We start from the raw sequence: 16,802 nt of genomic DNA on the forward strand, positions 1-16,802 counted from the left end.
AGGCTTTTTTTATTAAATTATTTATGAAATATACGAGCTTTATCACGTTGCCAGTCACGATCTTTTTCAGTTGCACGTTTGTCATGAAGCTGTTTACCTTTCACAAGCGCAATTTCAAGTTTAACCAGATGACCTTTCCAGTAACATGCTAATGGAACGCATGAATAACCTTTTTGGTTTACTGAACCTGTTAGCTTTTCAAGTTCACGGCGAGACAATAATAATTTACGTGTACGTGTAGCTTCCGGCACGATATGTGTAGATGCAGAAAGGAGCGGTTGAATTTGTGCACCAAATAAGAATGCTTCACCGTTTTTAAAAATGACATAACTTTCTGTCAAACTCATACGACCAGCACGTAAAGACTTTACTTCCCAGCCGAGTAAAGACATGCCAGCTTCAAATTTTTCTTCGATAAAATAATCATGACGGGCACGTTTATTTTGTGCGATGGTTCCGCCATTATGTTTCTTTACTACTGTTGCTTTCGCCATAATTCAAACTTCCACAATTGTCCCTATTGTGCCGTAAACTGATGCCAAGGTGAAGTTTTTTCCCACATATCAATATTTCGCCTCATGTATAACTTTTGCTAAAATAGGCGCACAATACAATTAGAGTACTAGCGGATGTCTAAAACGCGTGTAATTTATCCTGGAACATTTGACCCTATCACAAATGGGCACGTTGATTTAGTTACTAGAGCATCAAGAATGTTTGATGAGGTCGTAGTAGCGATTGCAATTGGACATCATAAAAATCCTTTGTTCAGTCTAGAAGAAAGAGTTGCACTGGCACAATCATCATTAGGCCATCTATCAAATGTTGAGTTTGTAGGTTTTGATGGTTTATTGGTTAATTTTTTCAAAGAGCAAAAGGCTACAGCAGTACTTCGCGGTTTAAGAGCAGTATCTGATTTTGAATATGAGTTTCAATTGGCTAATATGAATCGCCAGTTGGACCCACATTTTGAAGCAGTATTTTTAACACCATCTGAGCAGTATTCATTTATTTCTTCGACGTTGATTCGAGAAATTGCACGCTTAAAAGGTGATGTAACCAAGTTTGTTCCGCAAGCTGTGGTTGAAGCTTTTGAACGTAAACATCAACAAGGTTGGTAAAGTGTCGTTATATATCACCGATGAGTGCATAAACTGTGATGTTTGTGAACCAGTTTGCCCAAATGAAGCTATTTTTATGGGTGAAGTGATTTATGAAATTCATCCAGATTTATGTACAGAGTGCGTTGGTCACCATGACCAGCCACAATGTCAATTATTTTGTCCAGTAGACTGTATTCCTAAAGATCCGCAGCATGAGGAAACGGAAGAACAGCTATTAGACAAATATAAAAGATTAATTGCTCAAAAAAGCACAAGCAATTAGTCAATAAATTTGTTAATATGCGCCCCTGAAGTGAGCTGGATGGTCGCTGCTGTGGAGGTCTTCGTGACTGAAGCAGGAGAGGAAAGTCCGGGCTTCATAGGGCAGGGTGCCAGGTAACGCCTGGGCGGTGAAAGCCGACGGAAAGTGCAGCAGAGAGTAGACCGCCTCATTCGTGAGGTAAGGGTGAAAGGGTGCGGTAAGAGCGCACCGCGTGTCTGGTAACAGTTCACGGCATGGCAAACCCCACCAGAAGCAAGACCAAATAGGAATCCTAGGTGCGGCCCGTACTGGATTCGGGTAGGTCGCTTGAGCGTATGAGTGATTGTACGCCTAGAGGAATGACCATCCTCGACAGAACCCGGCTTATAGGCTCACTTCACCTCATTTTATTTAAAATTTTTCTTGACGCGCGGTAAAGAAGCTAAGATAATGCGCGCACAGTTTACGGCTATGTAGCTCAGTTGGTTAGAGCACCGCACTCATAATGCGGGGGTCACAAGTTCAAGTCTCGTCATAGCCACCATTTTACAGACCACGCTCCTGCGTGGTCTTTTTTTATGCTCATTTTTTGATTAAACACAGTTTGTAAAGACCGACTTTATAGTTCCGGCATTGTTTGTCTAACTCAATTTCTTCATGTTCTTATAACACTTAACAAGGATGTTGAAGACATGAAAAGGTCATTATTATTTTTTTTAGGAATTTTGAGTTTATCTGCGGGAGTACAAGTCTCTGCGGCTGATTTGAGTTGGGGTGATCCAACTTTAGATTCGGGTCAATTTAAAGTATCTGGTGCAGTACGTTCTCGTTATTTGCATAAGGATTATGTGGTTGGGGCGAATGAAGGTTCTCAAAATGATGACTGGCGACTCACAGACATTAAATTAGTTTTGGGTTATGAAAATCCAGATTGGATTGCAGGTCTAGATGCCCGTTGTTATCAATACAATCGTTTGTGTGATGCAATTTTCCTAAAAAAAGTATGGGCGGGTTATAAGCTATCTGACCAGCAAAGAATTACGGTAGGTTTGCAGCCTGTTGATTTTGGCTTTGGCGAATTTTGGGGAAGTAGTTATTACGAGACGCTTTTAAATACCGTTGGTTTAGAAGATATTGATAACTTAGGGATTAAGTATAAATTTAACAATGATCAATATAATTTGACCTTAGGATTCTATCCAACGGATGGAGGAAATTATAAGGGGACATCAAAAGACTCAAGTCGATACAGTGGTAATTTTGTTGAAGCGGATGATTTAAGTACAGGCACCAATATTGAAGAAAAAAATATGTGGATTGCTCGAGCATCTAGAAAATTTGAACTGGATAAATCTCAAAACTTTTCGATTGAGCTAGGTGGGTCAGTTTGGTACTCCGATTTAGAAAATAAAAGAACAAACGAAGATGGACATCGCAAGTCATGGAACGTTTTTGCTCAAACGCAATATCAAGCATGGCAATGGATGTTCTTGGCAGGTAAGCAAGATGTCACGAATGGGGATGATTTATTTCCAAATAGCTCAACGATTGGTGCATTCGACTATCCATATCAAGTCGCCAATAAAGGTAAATATTTAGTAAATGAAATTAATTACACCTTTGCTCAGCCATTTCATCAACTTACCAATATTAAGCCTTATATCTCTCATAGCCGCTTTTTTAAAGATGAGGATGGATATAAAGACTCTGAGCGTTTAATTGCAGGCGTTTATTTTAATTACAAAGCTATTGGTATTCAGGGTGAATATATTATGAGTAAAAATGACCCAATGGTAGGTGGTGGGGCAAATGGCCTTGCACAAGGCAGCAGTAATGACTGGGATAAATTATTTTATCTTTCAATTGGATATTATTTCTAAAATTTAAAAGCAAACTACTGCCCTAAGTGAATAGGCTCACTTAGGGCTTTTTTATAGAAAAACTTTTTCAGGCGGCGGTTCTCGTTTGACGGCTGGTGAAATGAGTTGCCCTCGGCTTAAATTTTGCACATGTTGCAAGCGATTAAGTAATTCATTTTGAATGAACAGAATACAGGTTTGCAGTTTGGAAGAGCTTTTGAGTCGTGAAGGATAAACTGCCCAGACATCTGCATCTTGCCAATACTCAGGCAAAATGTGCTGAAGTTGACCGGTAATTAATTCATCTGCAACATCCCAAATTGACCGGAAAATAATGCCGTGTCCTTCTATGGCAAGCTGATGAATAATCTCACCGTTATTAGAAACGAAACGAGGTTTGATATGCACTGATACATCTTCAGAAGCATGTCTAAATTTCCATAATACAGACGATTGATCACGCTCACTAATCGTCAAACAATCATGTGTTTGCAAATCTTCAATGCTGTCTGGTACGCCGTGTTTAAGTAAATAACTCGGCGCCGCACATAAAATTCGAAAATTAGAAGCTAACTTCTTCGCAATCATGTTTGGCGCAATTTCATTACCAATTCTGATGTCTAAATCAATGCTGTGTTGAATCAGGTCTTTAGTATTGTCGATGGTGTCAAAATGTATTTGAAGCTTTGGATAAAGCATCATTAATTTAGACAAAATTGGTGCGATATGTTTTCTGCCAAAACCAAAGCTACTAATAATATCCATACGACCCGTAGGTGTACTGAGCGGGTTATTGACCAGTTCACAAACTTCATCAAATTCTTCAAGAATATTTGAAACTCTCTCAAGAATGAGTTTGCCATCTTCCGTCAGGCTAACGTGACGTGTACTGCGATGGAAAAGTTTGCAGCTTAAGGTGTTTTCTAAAATATTAATTCGCTTGCTAATAAAAGCTGGCGATGTCCCAAGTTCCTCAGCAGATTCGACAAAACTTTTTAGTTTGGCGACTGTGCAAAAAACCTTTAAATCCGATAGGTTAGGTAGATTATTCACGATCCGTGTCCATTGGAGTGATAGTTCCGTTATTGATCATTTTTGCTTAAAACATCATGTTTAAGCCATACAAGGATATTAGTCGAAGGTGTGAAGGAAGCTTATGGCAAAAAGATATAAAGTTGCCACGATTGCAGGCGATGGCATTGGTTTAGAAGTTCTACCAGAAGGCATTAAGGTTGTAAAGGCAGCAGCAGAGAAGCATGGCATTGAGCTTCAACTCGATGCTTTCGATTGGGCAAGCTGCGATTACTACCTTGAGCACGGCAAAATGATGCCGGATGACTGGTTTGAAACTTTGCAGGGCTACGATGCAATTTATTTTGGCGCTGTAGGCTGGCCAGATAAAGTGCCTGACCATATTTCGCTTTGGGGGTCGCTGCTCCAGTTCCGTCGTCGCTTTGACCAATATGCGAATTTACGTCCAGTGCGCTTAATGCCGGGTGTGAAATGTCCATTGGTAGGTAAAAAACCGGGCGACATCGATTTTTACGTGGTTCGTGAAAACAGTGAAGGTGAATACTCAGCCATTGGTGGTAAAGCTTTTGAAGGGACAGACCGAGAGTTTGTTTTACAAGAAGCAGTATTTACACGCCATGGTGTAGATCGAATTTTGCGCTATGCATTTGAGTTTGCAAATCAGCGTGATGCGAAAAAAATTACCGCAGCGACCAAATCAAATGGTATTGCTGTCAGCATGCCGTACTGGGATGAACGCGTTGACGCGATGGCAAAACAATATCCACAAATTCAGGCTGATAAACAGCATGTTGATATTTTAGCGGCGCGTTTTGTGTTGCAACCTGAGCGTTTTGATGTGGTTGTGGCATCCAATTTATTTGGCGACATTCTTTCCGATTTAGGTCCTGCATGTACGGGAACCATTGGTTTGGCTGCTTCAGCAAATTTAAACCCAGAAAGAAAATTCCCATCACTGTTTGAACCTGTACATGGTTCAGCTCCAGATATTTACGGTAAACAAATTGCCAACCCAATCGCTGCGATTTGGTCGGGTGCCATGATGTTCGAATTCTTTGGTGAAGAAGATGAACGTTGCATTCAAGCTGGTCAGGACATTATGCACGCGATTGAGAATGTCTTAATTAATGGGCCAAAAACAGCCGATATCGGCGGTCAGGCAAAAACTTATGAGGTAGGAGATGCAATTGCATCGTGTGTAGCCCAAACTAAAATGGACGTGTTCGCTATGGAATAACGCCATCCAAAAATGGATGTATGGATATGGATAATCAAAACACAAAAATTTATACGGATAAAGTTCTTGCCGTAACCAGTTTACTGTTTGTATTTATTTCAGTTGCTGGTTTGGCGATTTATTCGCAAGAGTCGATCAAGATTGCTGCAACATGGATGCAGTGGACGACATCGGTATTTACAACCCCAGTATTACTGTTTGCTTTTTTAGCTATCATTTTTACTTTTGGTCTGGCCTTTAGTAAATACGGCAAAATCAAACTAGGTGAAGGGAAACCCCAATACACCACGATGTCATGGATTTTTATGTTCATCTTGTCAGGTATTGGGTCTTCTACGCTGTATTGGGGCTTCTTGGACTGGGCTTACTATTATCAAACTCCGGGTTTGAGCTTACCGCCTGAGTCAGCAGAAGCATTGAAATATAGTGTGGCTTACTCGTTTTTTCATTCAGGTTTAAGTGCTTGGGCAATTTATGCATTAGCATCAATTTCTTTGTGCTACAGCTACCATGTGAGAAAAAACAAAGGGTTGAGTTTAGCTTCCGTGATTGAAGCGGTAACAGGCTTTAAATCAACTGGCGTGGTTGGACGTTTAGTTGACCTTATGTTCTTGCTTTGCATGTTTGGTGCATTGACGATTTCATTAGTACTCACCGCCGTGACATTTACCAATATTTTGTCTCAGCTCACAGGTATCCCAAACACCTTTATGACTAAAGTCATCATTATTTTAGGTGTTTCGGTTCTGTTCGCACTCAGTTCTTATGTGGGCATGGATAAAGGCATGCAGCGTTTAAGTCACATGGTGTGCTTGGGCGTGGTGTTATTTGCGATTTATGTACTTTGCTTTGGTCCAACGCAATTCATTTTGAATAATTCATTAATGAGTTTTGGGTTGATGGCAACCAACTTTGTTGATATGAGTTTGTTTACCGACCCAATGGGTGATGGCAAGTTTACTCGTGAATGGACTGTTTTCTACTGGTTATGGTGGATTTCATATGCACCGGGTGTGGCACTGTTCGTAACGCGTGTTTCTAAAGGTCGTACCATTAAAGAAGTGATCTTTGCCATGGTGATTGGTGGTAGTGTCGGTCTTTGGTTCATCTTTGGTGTGTTTGAAAACTATAGTGTTTATAGCTTTATTCATGGGGCTGTAAATGTGCCACAAATCTTAAGCCAACAAGGTGGTGAGGTTGCGATTGGTCAATTGCTTAGCCTGTTACCTGCCGGAAAACTCATGATGTGGATTTTCCTCGGCATTATGGTGGTGTTCTTGGCAGCACACATGGATGCGGTAGGCTATGCGGTTTCAGCAACATGTACACGTGGTTTAAGTGAAGGACAAGACCCATCGCCAAATGCACGTCTGTTCTGGTGTGTCATGCTGACTTTAGTTCCAATTGCCATGATCTTTAGTAAGGCACCTTTAGACACCATGAAAACAGCGACGATTGTGACGGCTTTACCATTCATCGTGATTATTCTGATTCAAACCTATGGTTTAGTGAAATGGCTGATTCAGGATTATGCCAAAGTCCCATCGCATTTAATTGAGCAACAAGGTTATGATGATTCGGAAATTGGTTTAAACCAGTCTCAAGATGAACATGCAAAACGGATGCAGCTTGAGCTTGCAAGCTCAATCAAACTGGATAGAAAAACCAGCTAAAGGGAACAGTAATGAATACACATGAACAGACTACTTATGCCTTAAGTGAAGAAATGCAAAGCCTTGTGTATTGGAGCAGCATTTATTCACCAGCAGATGCAGATATTGACTCAGTCCGTGCAGCCTATGACGCGATGTGCCGACACTACACTTTGCCACGTGATGGCAAGATTGAAGTTGAAGATCGCTTTGTTGCAAATGATGAGCATCAAGTTCCTGTTCGTGTGTATTTACCAAAAACAAATCGACCTGAGTCAGGTTGGGCTTGTGTGTTGTATTTACATGGCGGCGGTTGGATGGTCGGTGGGCTCGATTCACATGAGTTTATTACCAGCTATTTGTGTCAGGACTTAAATGCAGTTGTCATTAGCGTAGATTACCGCATGGCACCGGAGCACCGCTTTCCGGCAGCTTATGAAGATTGTTTAGCAGTTTATCAATGGCTTAAAAAGCATGGTTCAACTTGGCAGATCGATAGCGAAAATATCGTTCTAGCAGGGGATAGTGCTGGCGGTAATTTAGCAGCAGCCCTTGTAGTGCATCTACAGCATAGTGGTATGCAAGCTCAAGGACTGGCTTTGGTTTATCCGTGTTTAACTACAGCGCTTGATACACCAGCCGCACAAAAGCATGCCCATGCGCCGTTGTTAACGACAGAAGATATGCATTTTTATTTAAAGGAATATGCACCTAACTCACAAGATTGGCAGGATTTACGTCTAGCGCCTTTATTGGCAACTGATTTTTCAGATATGCCTATGAGTTTCGTAGCGGTTGCGGAGTATGACCCTTTAAGTGATGACGGCTATTTCTTTACCCAAAAATTGGAACAAACAGGCATTCCGAGCGAGTTTCATTTAGGCAAAGGTTTATTACATGGCAGTTTACGTCTGATGCGTGACTGCCCAGAAGTTCAACAGTTATATCAAAACATGCTGAGTGCGATACGCCGCATGTCGAGCAGTGTCGAAAAGACATCAATTTAATATCGAGTCATTTGGACGAAAAGAATTTAATGGAGTAATAACATGAGTGCAGTTGAAAAATTACCTGAAGATTTTTGTGCAAACCCAGATGTTGCATGGACTTTTCCTAAAGTTTTCTATACTTCATCGCAAGTTTTTGAGCATGAGAAAGAAGCAATCTTTGCTAAAAGCTGGATTTGTGTTGCACATGGCAGTGAATTGGCACAACCGAATGACTATATTACCCGTAAAGTAATTGGTGAAAATATTGTCATCATTCGCGGTAAAGATAGCGTTTTACGTGCGTTTTATAATGTATGTCCACACCGTGGTCACGAGCTTTTAAGTGGCAGTGGTAAAGCAAAAAATGTAATTACCTGCCCATACCATGCTTGGACTTTCAAGCTAGATGGTAGTTTAGCTTTAGCACGTAACTGTGACCATGTTGAATCTTTCGACAAAGAAAACTCAAGCATGGTGCCTTTAAAAGTTGAGGAATATGCCGGCTTTGTTTTCATTAATATGGATGAAAATGCGACATGCGTAGAAGACCAACTTCCAGAATTTGCTGAGCGTTTAAATCAAGCATGTAGCGTGATTAAAGATTTGAAACTGGCGGCACGTTTTGTGACAGAAACGCCAGCAAACTGGAAAGTAATTGTTGATAACTATCTAGAGTGCTATCACTGTGGACCAGCGCATCCTGGTTTTGCTGACTCCGTACAAGTTGATAAATATTGGCATACCACACATCAGAACTGGACATTGCAATATGGCTTTGCACGTTCATCTGAGAAGTCATTCAAGCTTGATCCATCAGTAACAGATCCTGAGTTTCATGGTTTCTGGACTTGGCCTTGCACGATGTTCAACGTACCACCGGGCAGCAATTTCATGACGGTGATCTATGAGTTTCCAGTAGATGCAGAAACGACTTTGCAGCATTACGATATTTACTTCACGAACGAAGAGCTCACTCAAGATCAGAAAGATTTGATTGAGTGGTATCGCAATGTATTCCGTCCTGAAGATTTGAACTTGGTCGAAAGCGTACAACGTGGTTTGAAATCACGTGGTTATCGAGGTCAAGGCCGTATTATGACTGATAAGCAACGTTCAGGAATTAGTGAGCATGGTATTGCTTACTTCCAACATTTAGTGGCGCAGCATCATAAATAAAACAAATGGATTTATTCAGGTGTAAATATCACTTACACCTGATTCTTCAGTTAGGAAGATGATATGTCGAGTTTACAAAGCACAGAATTATTTCAGCAACAAGCCTATATTAACGGGCAATGGCTAGCTGCACAGTCAAATGCAACAGTTCCAGTGACTAACCCTGCAACAGGCGAAGAAATTGGCACAATTCCAAATATGGGAGCGGCTGAGGCGACTCAAGCAGTTGAGGCTGCTTATACGGCTTTAAAAAGTTGGAAAGCTTTAACTGCCCAAAACCGTGCAGATATTTTATTGGCTTGGTACAAACTGGTTCTCGATCATATCGATGAACTTGCTTTAATCATGACCATTGAACAAGGTAAACCTTTGGCAGAAGCGAAAGGTGAAGTGCGTTATGCTGCATCATTTATTCAATGGTTTGCCGAAGAAGGTAAGCGTATTTATGGTGATGTGATTCCAACCGTAAATAACCAGCAGCGCTTTATTATTAGTAAAGAACCTGTGGGTGTGGTGGCTGCCATTACGCCGTGGAATTTCCCAATTGCCATGATTACTCGTAAAGCAGCACCAGCTTTAGCAGCTGGATGTACGGTCGTGATTAAGCCAGCGAATGAAACGCCTTATTGTGCTTTAGCGATTGCGAAGCTTGCAGAAAAAGCAGGTATTCCGGCTGGTGTGATTAACGTCGTTACAGGTAAATCACAAGAAATTGGTTCGGTATTTACTTCACATGAAAAAGTGAAAAAATTGACCTTTACGGGCTCAACTCCAGTAGGGCGTTTATTGATGCAGCAGTGCTCAAGTACCATTAAAAAATTGGCGCTTGAGTTAGGCGGTAATGCTCCTCTGATTGTGTTTGATGACGCCGATTTAGATAAAGCTGTACAAGGTGCGATTTTTGCCAAGTTCCGTAATGCAGGCCAGACCTGTGTTTGTGCTAACCGCATTTATGTACATGACAATATTTATCAAGCTTTTGCCGAGAAGTTTGTACAAGAAGTACAAAAGTTTAAAGTCGGTAATGGACTTGAAGATGGCGTGCAAATTGGCCCATTAATTAATGAAAAAGCAGTGTTAAAAGCACAGCAGTTGATTGATGATGCGGTAAGTAAAGGAGCTAAAGTTGCTTGCGGCGGTAAACAACATGTTTTAGGACAAACCTTTTATGAGCCATCGGTTCTAACGAACGTAGACCGTACGATGGAAATTGTCCAAGAAGAAATTTTTGGTCCGGTTGCGCCGCTCATTCGCTTTACAGATGAAGCAGATGTGGTTGCTCAAGCAAATGACACTATCTTCGGTTTGGCAGCGTATGTTTATAGCGAAAATATTTCACGTTTATGGCGAGTGTCAGAACAGCTTGAATATGGAATGGTCGGTATGAATGCCACAGCAATTTCAAATGAAGTGGTACCATTTGGCGGTGTGAAACAATCAGGTGTTGGGCGTGAAGGTTCAAAATATGGTCTTGAAGAATTCATGACCATTAAATACATGTGTTTAGGGCTTTAAGGATAAGCCCTAACAACAAGAATATGCGGTAAAAGAAGGATTCTAATATGGCTAGTCATTATGAAATGTTCCCAGCAGTTGTTACTCGTGTGGAACAGCTAACCCCTTTAATCAAACGGTTTACGTTCAAACGTCAAGATGGGCAGAACTTTCCTCGATTTAGTGGGGGAAGCCATATTATTGTCAAAATGAATGAACAACTTTCCAATGCCTACTCATTGATGAGTTGTACGCAAGATCTATCGACTTACCAAGTCTGTGTTCGTAAAGATGTGGAAGGTAAGGGCGGTTCGGTTTTCATGCATGATCAATGTAATGAAGGCTGTGAAATTCAGATTTCAGAACCAAAAAATTTATTTCCATTAGCGGAAACAGGCAATAAACATATTTTAATTGCAGGTGGTATTGGTATTACACCATTCTTGCCACAAATGGATGAGCTTGCAGCACGTGGGGCAGACTTTGAGCTACATTATGCTTATCGTTCACCTGAACATGCGGCTTTACTTGATGAGTTAAAGCAGAAACATGCAGAGCGTGTATTTAGTTATGTTGACTCAGAAGGCTGTACACTTAACTTAGATCAACTCATTTCATCACAACCAAAAGGCACACATGTTTATGTATGTGGTCCTAAACCTATGATTGATGCAGTGATTGATTGTTGTAATAAGCACCGTTACCGAGATGAATATATTCATTGGGAACAATTTGCCTCAACAGTTCCAGAAGATGGGGAAGCTTTTACGGTAGTACTTGCCAAGTCTAATCAGGAAATTGAAGTACAAAGTAACCAGACTATTTTACAAGCCATTGAGACATTAAATATCAATGTGGAATGTTTATGCCGAGAAGGGGTTTGCGGTACATGTGAAACTGCTATTTTAGAAGGTGAAGCAGAGCACTTCGATCAATACTTAAGTGATGCCGAAAAGGCTTCACAGAAGAGCATGATGATTTGTGTATCGCGAGCTAAAGGTAAAAAACTAGTATTAGATCTCTAATATATTTCTGTGGCCGATCAATTGCTTAAAGTAAGAATTTGCTAAAAAATGAACAAATAATGGTGGTGTGAATCATATTTGTTCATTTGGTAGGCATTAAGAGTTTTGAAGTATTGACCTGCTATACAGAACTATAGATAATGCGCACACAGTTTACGGCTATGTAGCTCAGTTGGTTAGAGCACCGCACTCATAATGCGGGGGTCACAAGTTCAAGTCTCGTCATAGCCACCATTTTAAAAACCACGCTCCTGCGTGGTTTCTTTTTATCTATTTTTTACTCATTAAAATGTTTTTCAATCATATCGAGTGTTTTTGAGCTTTGATAAAAAGGAGCTAAGAGCGCTTGAAGTAATGGTTCTAAAATACCGTGCTCATTAAAGGCATCCATAACCTTCGGATAAAAACGTAAAGCTTCAGTTTGTAAATCGGTTTCGGTTAAACCAATCTCACTTAACACTTCAAATAGACTTTGGTCTTTATAAAAGTCATAAAAGACTTCGACGCCATACAAAATAAGATCTTGCATAAATTGCGACTGGCGTAGCTCTTTCCAGTACTCATAAATTAAAACAAAGAACTCCTCAACATCGAGAGGAGTGAGCTGTTTCATAAACTCATACATTTTTTTATGTCTAATGTCTTCCCAGACATGACGTACTAGGCTTTCTAAATCTTCAGCCGATAAAAGGCTTAATTCTGTAAGTTGTTCATGAATAAAACTGGCAATCCACGTTTCAAGTTTATGTTCGAGACGTTGCTGTTGTAAAAAAGAGAATTTTTTGAGTTTATGTTGCCATTCAAAATGGTAGTCATTTACTGTCGAGGCAGTTAAAAATTTTGGTAATTTTTGTTCTAGAGTGGAGGTTGCAATATATTGGCAAAGCTGTTGTACAGAAGGGCTAGTTCTTAAAAACTGATTAAGATAATGAGGAATATGTTCCATTTCTAAAAATTTAGAAAGCCACATTTCAAATTGGTGGTCAGAGACCAGATCTTGTAACTGAATTGGAGACTTCATAGCAGATAAATAAATACGCTGCGCGATTTCCCCAATAAACTCAAGTAAACCAGCACCTAGCTGCATTTCAAAAGCATAGCGTTTCACAACAGCTTGTAATTGTTCTAAATCTACAACTTCATGAAGTTTAATTTCGTCAGCATGTTGCATAAACAACTGAATGAACTGCTGGAAATAAATAGGTGAGTTTTCTATAGATAATTGTTTTTTGAAAAATTCCACCTGCTCAAGCAAAAGTGCTTGAGCAAGTGCTGTAGTTTTTGATGAGTTTTTCTGCTCAGTCATTCGCTGTCCAACCGTTGACAATCGGATAACGTCGTTCGCGACTAAATGCACGAGAGGTAATTCTCGGGCCAATCGCACCTTGACGACGTTTGTATTCATTACGATCAACTAAACGGATGACTTTTTCAACAACTTCTTTATCAAAACCTTTGGCAATAATGTCGGCCTGACCTAAATCTTCTTCAATGTATGCGTAAAGGATGGCATCCAATACATCATAAGCTGGTAAAGAATCTTGGTCTTTTTGATCTGGACGAAGTTCTGCTGAAGGTGGTCGCGTAATCACACGCTCAGGAATAACCGGAGTTTCACTTAAGCTATTACGGTATTTTGCTAATTCAAACACGATAGTTTTATAAACATCTTTTAGAACAGCAAAGCCACCCACCATGTCACCGTAAAGTGTGCAGTAGCCAACTGAAAGTTCAGATTTGTTGCCAGTAGCGAGTACTAAATTACCAAACTTGTTAGATAAGCCCATAAGCAATGTGCCACGAGCACGTGCTTGTAAATTTTCTTCAGTTGCATCGGCTGGTGAATTACCAAAGAACGGGTAGAGCGTTTGCATGAAGCTATTTACGATTGAGTGAATTTCAGCAATACCAAAAGTTACACCCATACGACGAGCTTGTTCAGCCGCATCTTCTACACTAATTTGAGAAGTGTAAGTATATGGCATCATTACAGCTTGTACTTTTTCCGCACCAATTGCATCTACAGCAATAGCAAGTGTAAGGGCAGAGTCAATACCACCAGAAAGACCTAAGATCACACCAGGGAAACCTGAACGTTCTACATAGTCACGCGTTGCCATAACTAAGCCTTGATAGATCTCTGCAAAAGTTTCTAATGCAGGCGCAGACTCGGTAACTTTATAGAGTTTTGTGTCACGGTCAAACTCAGCAATATAAAGGTCTTCTTTAAAGCTTGGAGCTTGTAAAGCAATTTCACCATTTTGGTTGCTGACAAAACTTGTACCATCAAAAATTAAATCATCTTGTCCACCGACTTGGTTGACATAAACAATGTTTAAATGAAGCTGTTTTGCAAGTTCACTTAATGTTTGAATACGATGCTGTGGTTTGCCCACTTCATATGGCGATGAATTAAGCACAAGTACAGTATCAACATTTAATTGGCTTAATTGTTTAACTGTATTTATTGACCAGATATCTTCACAAATAAGTACACCAAACTTATGGCCTAAGTATTCAAAAACCAAGTGCTGATGGCCTTTTTGGAAATAACGTTTTTCATCAAAAACGCCATAGTTTGGCAAGTTATGCTTATTGAAGACACCTAAAACCTGACCGTCTTTCATGACAGCAGCTGAATTATAACGTTCGCCGTCTTCTGTTTGGTTTACGAAGCCGAAAACCATCACAATATCTTTAACTTCACTAAGTTGAGCAAAAGCTTTTTGCATACGTTTATTTAAATTTGGACGTAACAATAAGTCTTCAGCTGGATAACCAATCACAGAAAGCTCAGGAAAAATAATCAGGTCAGCGTCTTGTTTTTTCGCCTGATTTGCTTGCTCAATCATCTTTTGGGTGTTTGAGTCAATATTGCCAATATGCGGAGAAAACTGAGCAAGGGCAACTTTAAAACTTTTCATTCAAACCTAATCCTAGATCATAACGAATATAAATACACATAGTGTTGATTTTTATGAATATAATTTTTCAACGATGTGTATGGCACGATAATAAACAAGTAAAATAGTAAACAAAAATGTCAAGATCAATAATATATACCAATCACATATTTTCTGCGTAAAAATAACGAGATTTTCTGTATACAATAGAAACAAGCTTCATTATTTTTATTGTTTGTATACTGCCTTAACACTCCAAAATTTGGAATAAGTTTTTATACTTATTTTCAATAATTTGACATTAATAAAATTAGATCTCAACTTTATTTTCATATTTTTTTGTTTATAAATTTTCTACCAGTAAGTTAGCAAAAAAATTACGTAGAAGACGATCTTGATTATTTAGTTACAAATCAAAGTGAGGTGAACAAATAATATTTGGCAGTTTACCTGAGCAGATATCTCTAGCAATTTCTCCTTGCTGCTCAATATTGTAAGAGCTAAAAGCTTTCTGAGGATGGTAAGTGTATTTATATGGGTTGTAATATTTAAAACTCAGATAGTAGGTCGTTTGCAGTAAGGCACCTTTTAGTAGTACATGAATACCTCGTTGGTATTGCATGACATGAGCCAACTCATGAATAAAAATGCCTTGAATGAATTTAGATTCTAGCGCGTAATTACTACTGTAGTCAGAAATGTTGACATAAATATTTCCATTTGGCGCCATCAAAATTCCATGAGATTGCCAAGGTAAGTAACGAGTAGCAATAATTTTAGGTCGTTCGCAATCTAGCAAATCCCCAAACACCCTTTGCGCCAAAACCTTTTCTTCAGGCGTAAGAAATCGAATTGGATAGCTTTTTAAGTGACGAAAAATAAAAAGGGTGAAAATAATAAATTGTCGATATATGACAAGTTTAAAAGCGTTGAGAGTGAACATAGTTTTGCTAGTAAATAAGTTCATCTATTGATTTGTAGCATAACATACATCAACTATGTTGAAAGACAGACACAAATAACTGTCATTCGTTTATCATGCGGCAGTTAGGCTGTTTTACTTGGTAAATCTTCCATTTTTAATATCATCATAGGCTTGTAAAATCTCATCATAAGTATTCATTACAAATGGACCATGACCATTAATCGGCTCTGTGATGGGTTGTCCTGTCAGAATAAGTAATTTACAACTTTGCAGGGCAGTAATAGAGAAATGCTCTCCTTGATTTGACATGACTGCTAGGCCTTGTTCCTCTAAAACTTCTTCATCTTTTTGAAATTGTGCCCGACCTGAACGTAAATAAACTAAAGCTGTTTCACCAGATTGAGCAGGGAAGGTGGCTTGCTGACCTGTATGGAGCTCTACATCCAAAACAGTAATAGGGGTGTGGGTAAGTGCGGGGCCCATAACATGGTTAAATTGCCCTGCAATAATACGTACAAATCCAGCTTCATTTTCCAGTTTCACCACTGGTATTTCAGCTTTCTTTAAACTTTGATAGCGAGGGGAGTTCATTTTATCTGCTGCTGGTAAATTGACCCAAAGCTGAATCATTTCAAAAGCACCACCAGATCGAGAAAACTCTTCACTAAACAATTCCCGATGAATCACACCAGAGGCTGCGGTCATCCATTGCACATCGCCAGCACTTATAAAACCACCTCCACCAGATGAATCTTTGTGTTCCAATTCACCTGCATAAACAAGTGTTACCGTTTCAAATCCACGATGAGGATGATCATTAACTCCTCTACGTTTTATAGAGGGTGCAATTTTTCCGGGACCCAAATGGTCGAGTAGTAAGAAGGGTGAGAGGGTGTTGCCTAACTCATGGTAGGAAAAAACAGAAAGAACTGGATAAAAATCACCGACCGCAAAGCGAGTATCGTTACGATGAATAAAAGCCAGACTTTTCATGCTTTATCCTTTCTATTGATTGAATTTATAAAAAAGATCAGATGTTTTTATAAGAATGTATTAAGGCTGGTGTAAAAGTCTTTTGCTCTGAATAATAAATTATGAATAGGTTGGGTCAGTAAAATGCATAAGAGCAGGAGGTGAGAGTCCTA

Annotated in this window: 15 protein-coding genes, 2 tRNA genes and 1 other RNA gene; 12 read left to right on the forward strand and 6 right to left on the reverse strand. The window is 39.6% G+C overall.

The window, feature by feature from the left end:
* Positions 1 to 17 precede the first annotated feature (17 nt).
* On the reverse strand, positions 18 to 494 hold the full coding sequence (gene smpB / locus ACG59Z_RS08770) for an SsrA-binding protein SmpB (RefSeq protein ID WP_263613070.1): 477 nt from the start codon (positions 492 to 494) through the stop codon (positions 18 to 20).
* Positions 495 to 629: 135 nt separating this feature from the next.
* Between smpB and coaD the strand changes: the two genes are divergently transcribed.
* From coaD to ACG59Z_RS08795, 5 genes are all read left to right on the forward strand, one after another.
* A complete protein-coding gene (gene coaD / locus ACG59Z_RS08775) occupies positions 630 to 1,121 on the forward strand; it encodes a pantetheine-phosphate adenylyltransferase (RefSeq protein WP_000047853.1) in 492 nt (163 codons plus the stop codon).
* A gap of 1 nt (position 1,122) precedes the next feature.
* Positions 1,123 to 1,386, forward strand: a complete 264-nt coding sequence (locus ACG59Z_RS08780; protein WP_004703368.1) for a YfhL family 4Fe-4S dicluster ferredoxin — start codon at positions 1,123 to 1,125, stop codon at positions 1,384 to 1,386.
* A 27-nt stretch (positions 1,387 to 1,413) separates the two neighbouring features.
* Positions 1,414 to 1,768: RNase P RNA component class A (gene rnpB / locus ACG59Z_RS08785), an RNA gene on the forward strand.
* A gap of 64 nt (positions 1,769 to 1,832) precedes the next feature.
* A tRNA-Met gene (locus ACG59Z_RS08790) sits at positions 1,833 to 1,909 on the forward strand.
* Between the two features lie 148 nt (positions 1,910 to 2,057).
* The gene (locus ACG59Z_RS08795; RefSeq protein WP_400198850.1) at positions 2,058 to 3,245 is read left to right on the forward strand and encodes a porin; all 1,188 of its coding nucleotides are present in this window, start codon (positions 2,058 to 2,060) and stop codon (positions 3,243 to 3,245) included.
* Positions 3,246 to 3,296: 51 nt separating this feature from the next.
* Here the strand turns inward: ACG59Z_RS08795 and ACG59Z_RS08800 are convergent, their stop codons facing one another.
* Positions 3,297 to 4,277 carry a LysR family transcriptional regulator gene (locus tag ACG59Z_RS08800; RefSeq protein WP_077170014.1) on the reverse strand — a complete coding sequence of 327 codons (981 nt, stop codon included), beginning with the start codon at positions 4,275 to 4,277 and terminating at the stop codon, positions 3,297 to 3,299.
* A gap of 103 nt (positions 4,278 to 4,380) precedes the next feature.
* On the opposite strand from ACG59Z_RS08800, the gene ACG59Z_RS08805 reads away from it, so the two are divergent.
* The 7 genes from ACG59Z_RS08805 to ACG59Z_RS08835 all read left to right on the forward strand — a co-directional run bounded on the left by ACG59Z_RS08805 (position 4,381) and on the right by ACG59Z_RS08835 (position 12,063).
* Positions 4,381 to 5,493, forward strand: coding sequence for a tartrate dehydrogenase (locus ACG59Z_RS08805; RefSeq protein WP_400198851.1), 1,113 nt, complete (start codon positions 4,381 to 4,383; stop codon positions 5,491 to 5,493).
* A gap of 20 nt (positions 5,494 to 5,513) precedes the next feature.
* Positions 5,514 to 7,166 carry a BCCT family carnitine transporter gene (locus ACG59Z_RS08810; protein ID WP_202724699.1) on the forward strand — a complete coding sequence of 551 codons (1,653 nt, stop codon included), beginning with the start codon at positions 5,514 to 5,516 and terminating at the stop codon, positions 7,164 to 7,166.
* Positions 7,167 to 7,177: 11 nt separating this feature from the next.
* Positions 7,178 to 8,152 carry an alpha/beta hydrolase gene (locus ACG59Z_RS08815; protein WP_400198852.1) on the forward strand — a complete coding sequence of 325 codons (975 nt, stop codon included), beginning with the start codon at positions 7,178 to 7,180 and terminating at the stop codon, positions 8,150 to 8,152.
* Positions 8,153 to 8,194: 42 nt separating this feature from the next.
* Positions 8,195 to 9,310, forward strand: a complete 1,116-nt coding sequence (gene cntA, locus ACG59Z_RS08820) for a carnitine monooxygenase subunit alpha (RefSeq protein ID WP_002120432.1) — start codon at positions 8,195 to 8,197, stop codon at positions 9,308 to 9,310.
* A 63-nt stretch (positions 9,311 to 9,373) separates the two neighbouring features.
* Positions 9,374 to 10,825: an NAD-dependent succinate-semialdehyde dehydrogenase gene (locus tag ACG59Z_RS08825; protein ID WP_400198853.1), complete on the forward strand. Its 1,452-nt coding sequence runs from the start codon at positions 9,374 to 9,376 to the stop codon at positions 10,823 to 10,825.
* Positions 10,826 to 10,872: 47 nt separating this feature from the next.
* A complete protein-coding gene (gene cntB, locus ACG59Z_RS08830; RefSeq protein ID WP_311087063.1) occupies positions 10,873 to 11,829 on the forward strand; it encodes a carnitine monooxygenase, reductase subunit CntB in 957 nt (318 codons plus the stop codon).
* Between the two features lie 157 nt (positions 11,830 to 11,986).
* Positions 11,987 to 12,063: transfer RNA gene (locus tag ACG59Z_RS08835), tRNA-Met, on the forward strand.
* Between the two features lie 43 nt (positions 12,064 to 12,106).
* Here ACG59Z_RS08835 and ACG59Z_RS08840 read toward each other — a convergent pair.
* The 4 genes from ACG59Z_RS08840 to ACG59Z_RS08855 form a co-directional block, all read right to left on the reverse strand.
* Positions 12,107 to 13,135 (reverse strand): hypothetical protein, encoded by a 1,029-nt coding sequence (locus ACG59Z_RS08840; RefSeq protein WP_400198854.1) that lies wholly within the window; start codon positions 13,133 to 13,135, stop codon positions 12,107 to 12,109.
* On the reverse strand, positions 13,128 to 14,753 hold the full coding sequence (locus ACG59Z_RS08845) for an NAD+ synthase (RefSeq protein WP_022575859.1): 1,626 nt from the start codon (positions 14,751 to 14,753) through the stop codon (positions 13,128 to 13,130). Before ACG59Z_RS08845 ends, ACG59Z_RS08840 begins: the two co-directional genes overlap by 8 nt.
* A 385-nt stretch (positions 14,754 to 15,138) precedes the next feature.
* Positions 15,139 to 15,699: a hypothetical protein gene (locus ACG59Z_RS08850; RefSeq protein ID WP_400198855.1), complete on the reverse strand. Its 561-nt coding sequence runs from the start codon at positions 15,697 to 15,699 to the stop codon at positions 15,139 to 15,141.
* A gap of 90 nt (positions 15,700 to 15,789) precedes the next feature.
* Positions 15,790 to 16,650, reverse strand: a complete 861-nt coding sequence (locus ACG59Z_RS08855; protein WP_400198856.1) for a pirin family protein — start codon at positions 16,648 to 16,650, stop codon at positions 15,790 to 15,792.
* Between the last annotated feature and the right edge of the window lie 152 nt (positions 16,651 to 16,802).

The sequence above is a fragment of the Acinetobacter sp. ABJ_C1_1 genome, from assembly GCF_044684115.1.
GTDB classification, from domain to species: domain Bacteria; phylum Pseudomonadota; class Gammaproteobacteria; order Pseudomonadales; family Moraxellaceae; genus Acinetobacter; species Acinetobacter nosocomialis_A.

Excerpts from the sequence above, each read along its gene's own strand:
- ACG59Z_RS08805 (WP_400198851.1), top strand. The coding sequence starts at position 4,381 with ATGGCAAAAAGATATAAAGTTGCCACGATTGCAGGCGATGGCATTGGT.
- ACG59Z_RS08855 (WP_400198856.1), bottom strand. The coding sequence starts at position 16,650 with ATGAAAAGTCTGGCTTTTATTCATCGTAACGATACTCGCTTTGCGGTC.
- ACG59Z_RS08815 (WP_400198852.1), top strand. The coding sequence starts at position 7,178 with ATGAATACACATGAACAGACTACTTATGCCTTAAGTGAAGAAATGCAA.
- coaD (WP_000047853.1), top strand. The coding sequence starts at position 630 with ATGTCTAAAACGCGTGTAATTTATCCTGGAACATTTGACCCTATCACA.
- cntA (WP_002120432.1), top strand. The coding sequence starts at position 8,195 with ATGAGTGCAGTTGAAAAATTACCTGAAGATTTTTGTGCAAACCCAGAT.
- ACG59Z_RS08810 (WP_202724699.1), top strand. The coding sequence starts at position 5,514 with ATGGATATGGATAATCAAAACACAAAAATTTATACGGATAAAGTTCTT.
- ACG59Z_RS08850 (WP_400198855.1), bottom strand. The coding sequence starts at position 15,699 with ATGAACTTATTTACTAGCAAAACTATGTTCACTCTCAACGCTTTTAAA.
- ACG59Z_RS08840 (WP_400198854.1), bottom strand. The coding sequence starts at position 13,135 with ATGACTGAGCAGAAAAACTCATCAAAAACTACAGCACTTGCTCAAGCA.
- ACG59Z_RS08795 (WP_400198850.1), top strand. The coding sequence starts at position 2,058 with ATGAAAAGGTCATTATTATTTTTTTTAGGAATTTTGAGTTTATCTGCG.
- ACG59Z_RS08825 (WP_400198853.1), top strand. The coding sequence starts at position 9,374 with ATGTCGAGTTTACAAAGCACAGAATTATTTCAGCAACAAGCCTATATT.
- smpB (WP_263613070.1), bottom strand. The coding sequence starts at position 494 with ATGGCGAAAGCAACAGTAGTAAAGAAACATAATGGCGGAACCATCGCA.
- ACG59Z_RS08845 (WP_022575859.1), bottom strand. The coding sequence starts at position 14,753 with ATGAAAAGTTTTAAAGTTGCCCTTGCTCAGTTTTCTCCGCATATTGGC.
- cntB (WP_311087063.1), top strand. The coding sequence starts at position 10,873 with ATGGCTAGTCATTATGAAATGTTCCCAGCAGTTGTTACTCGTGTGGAA.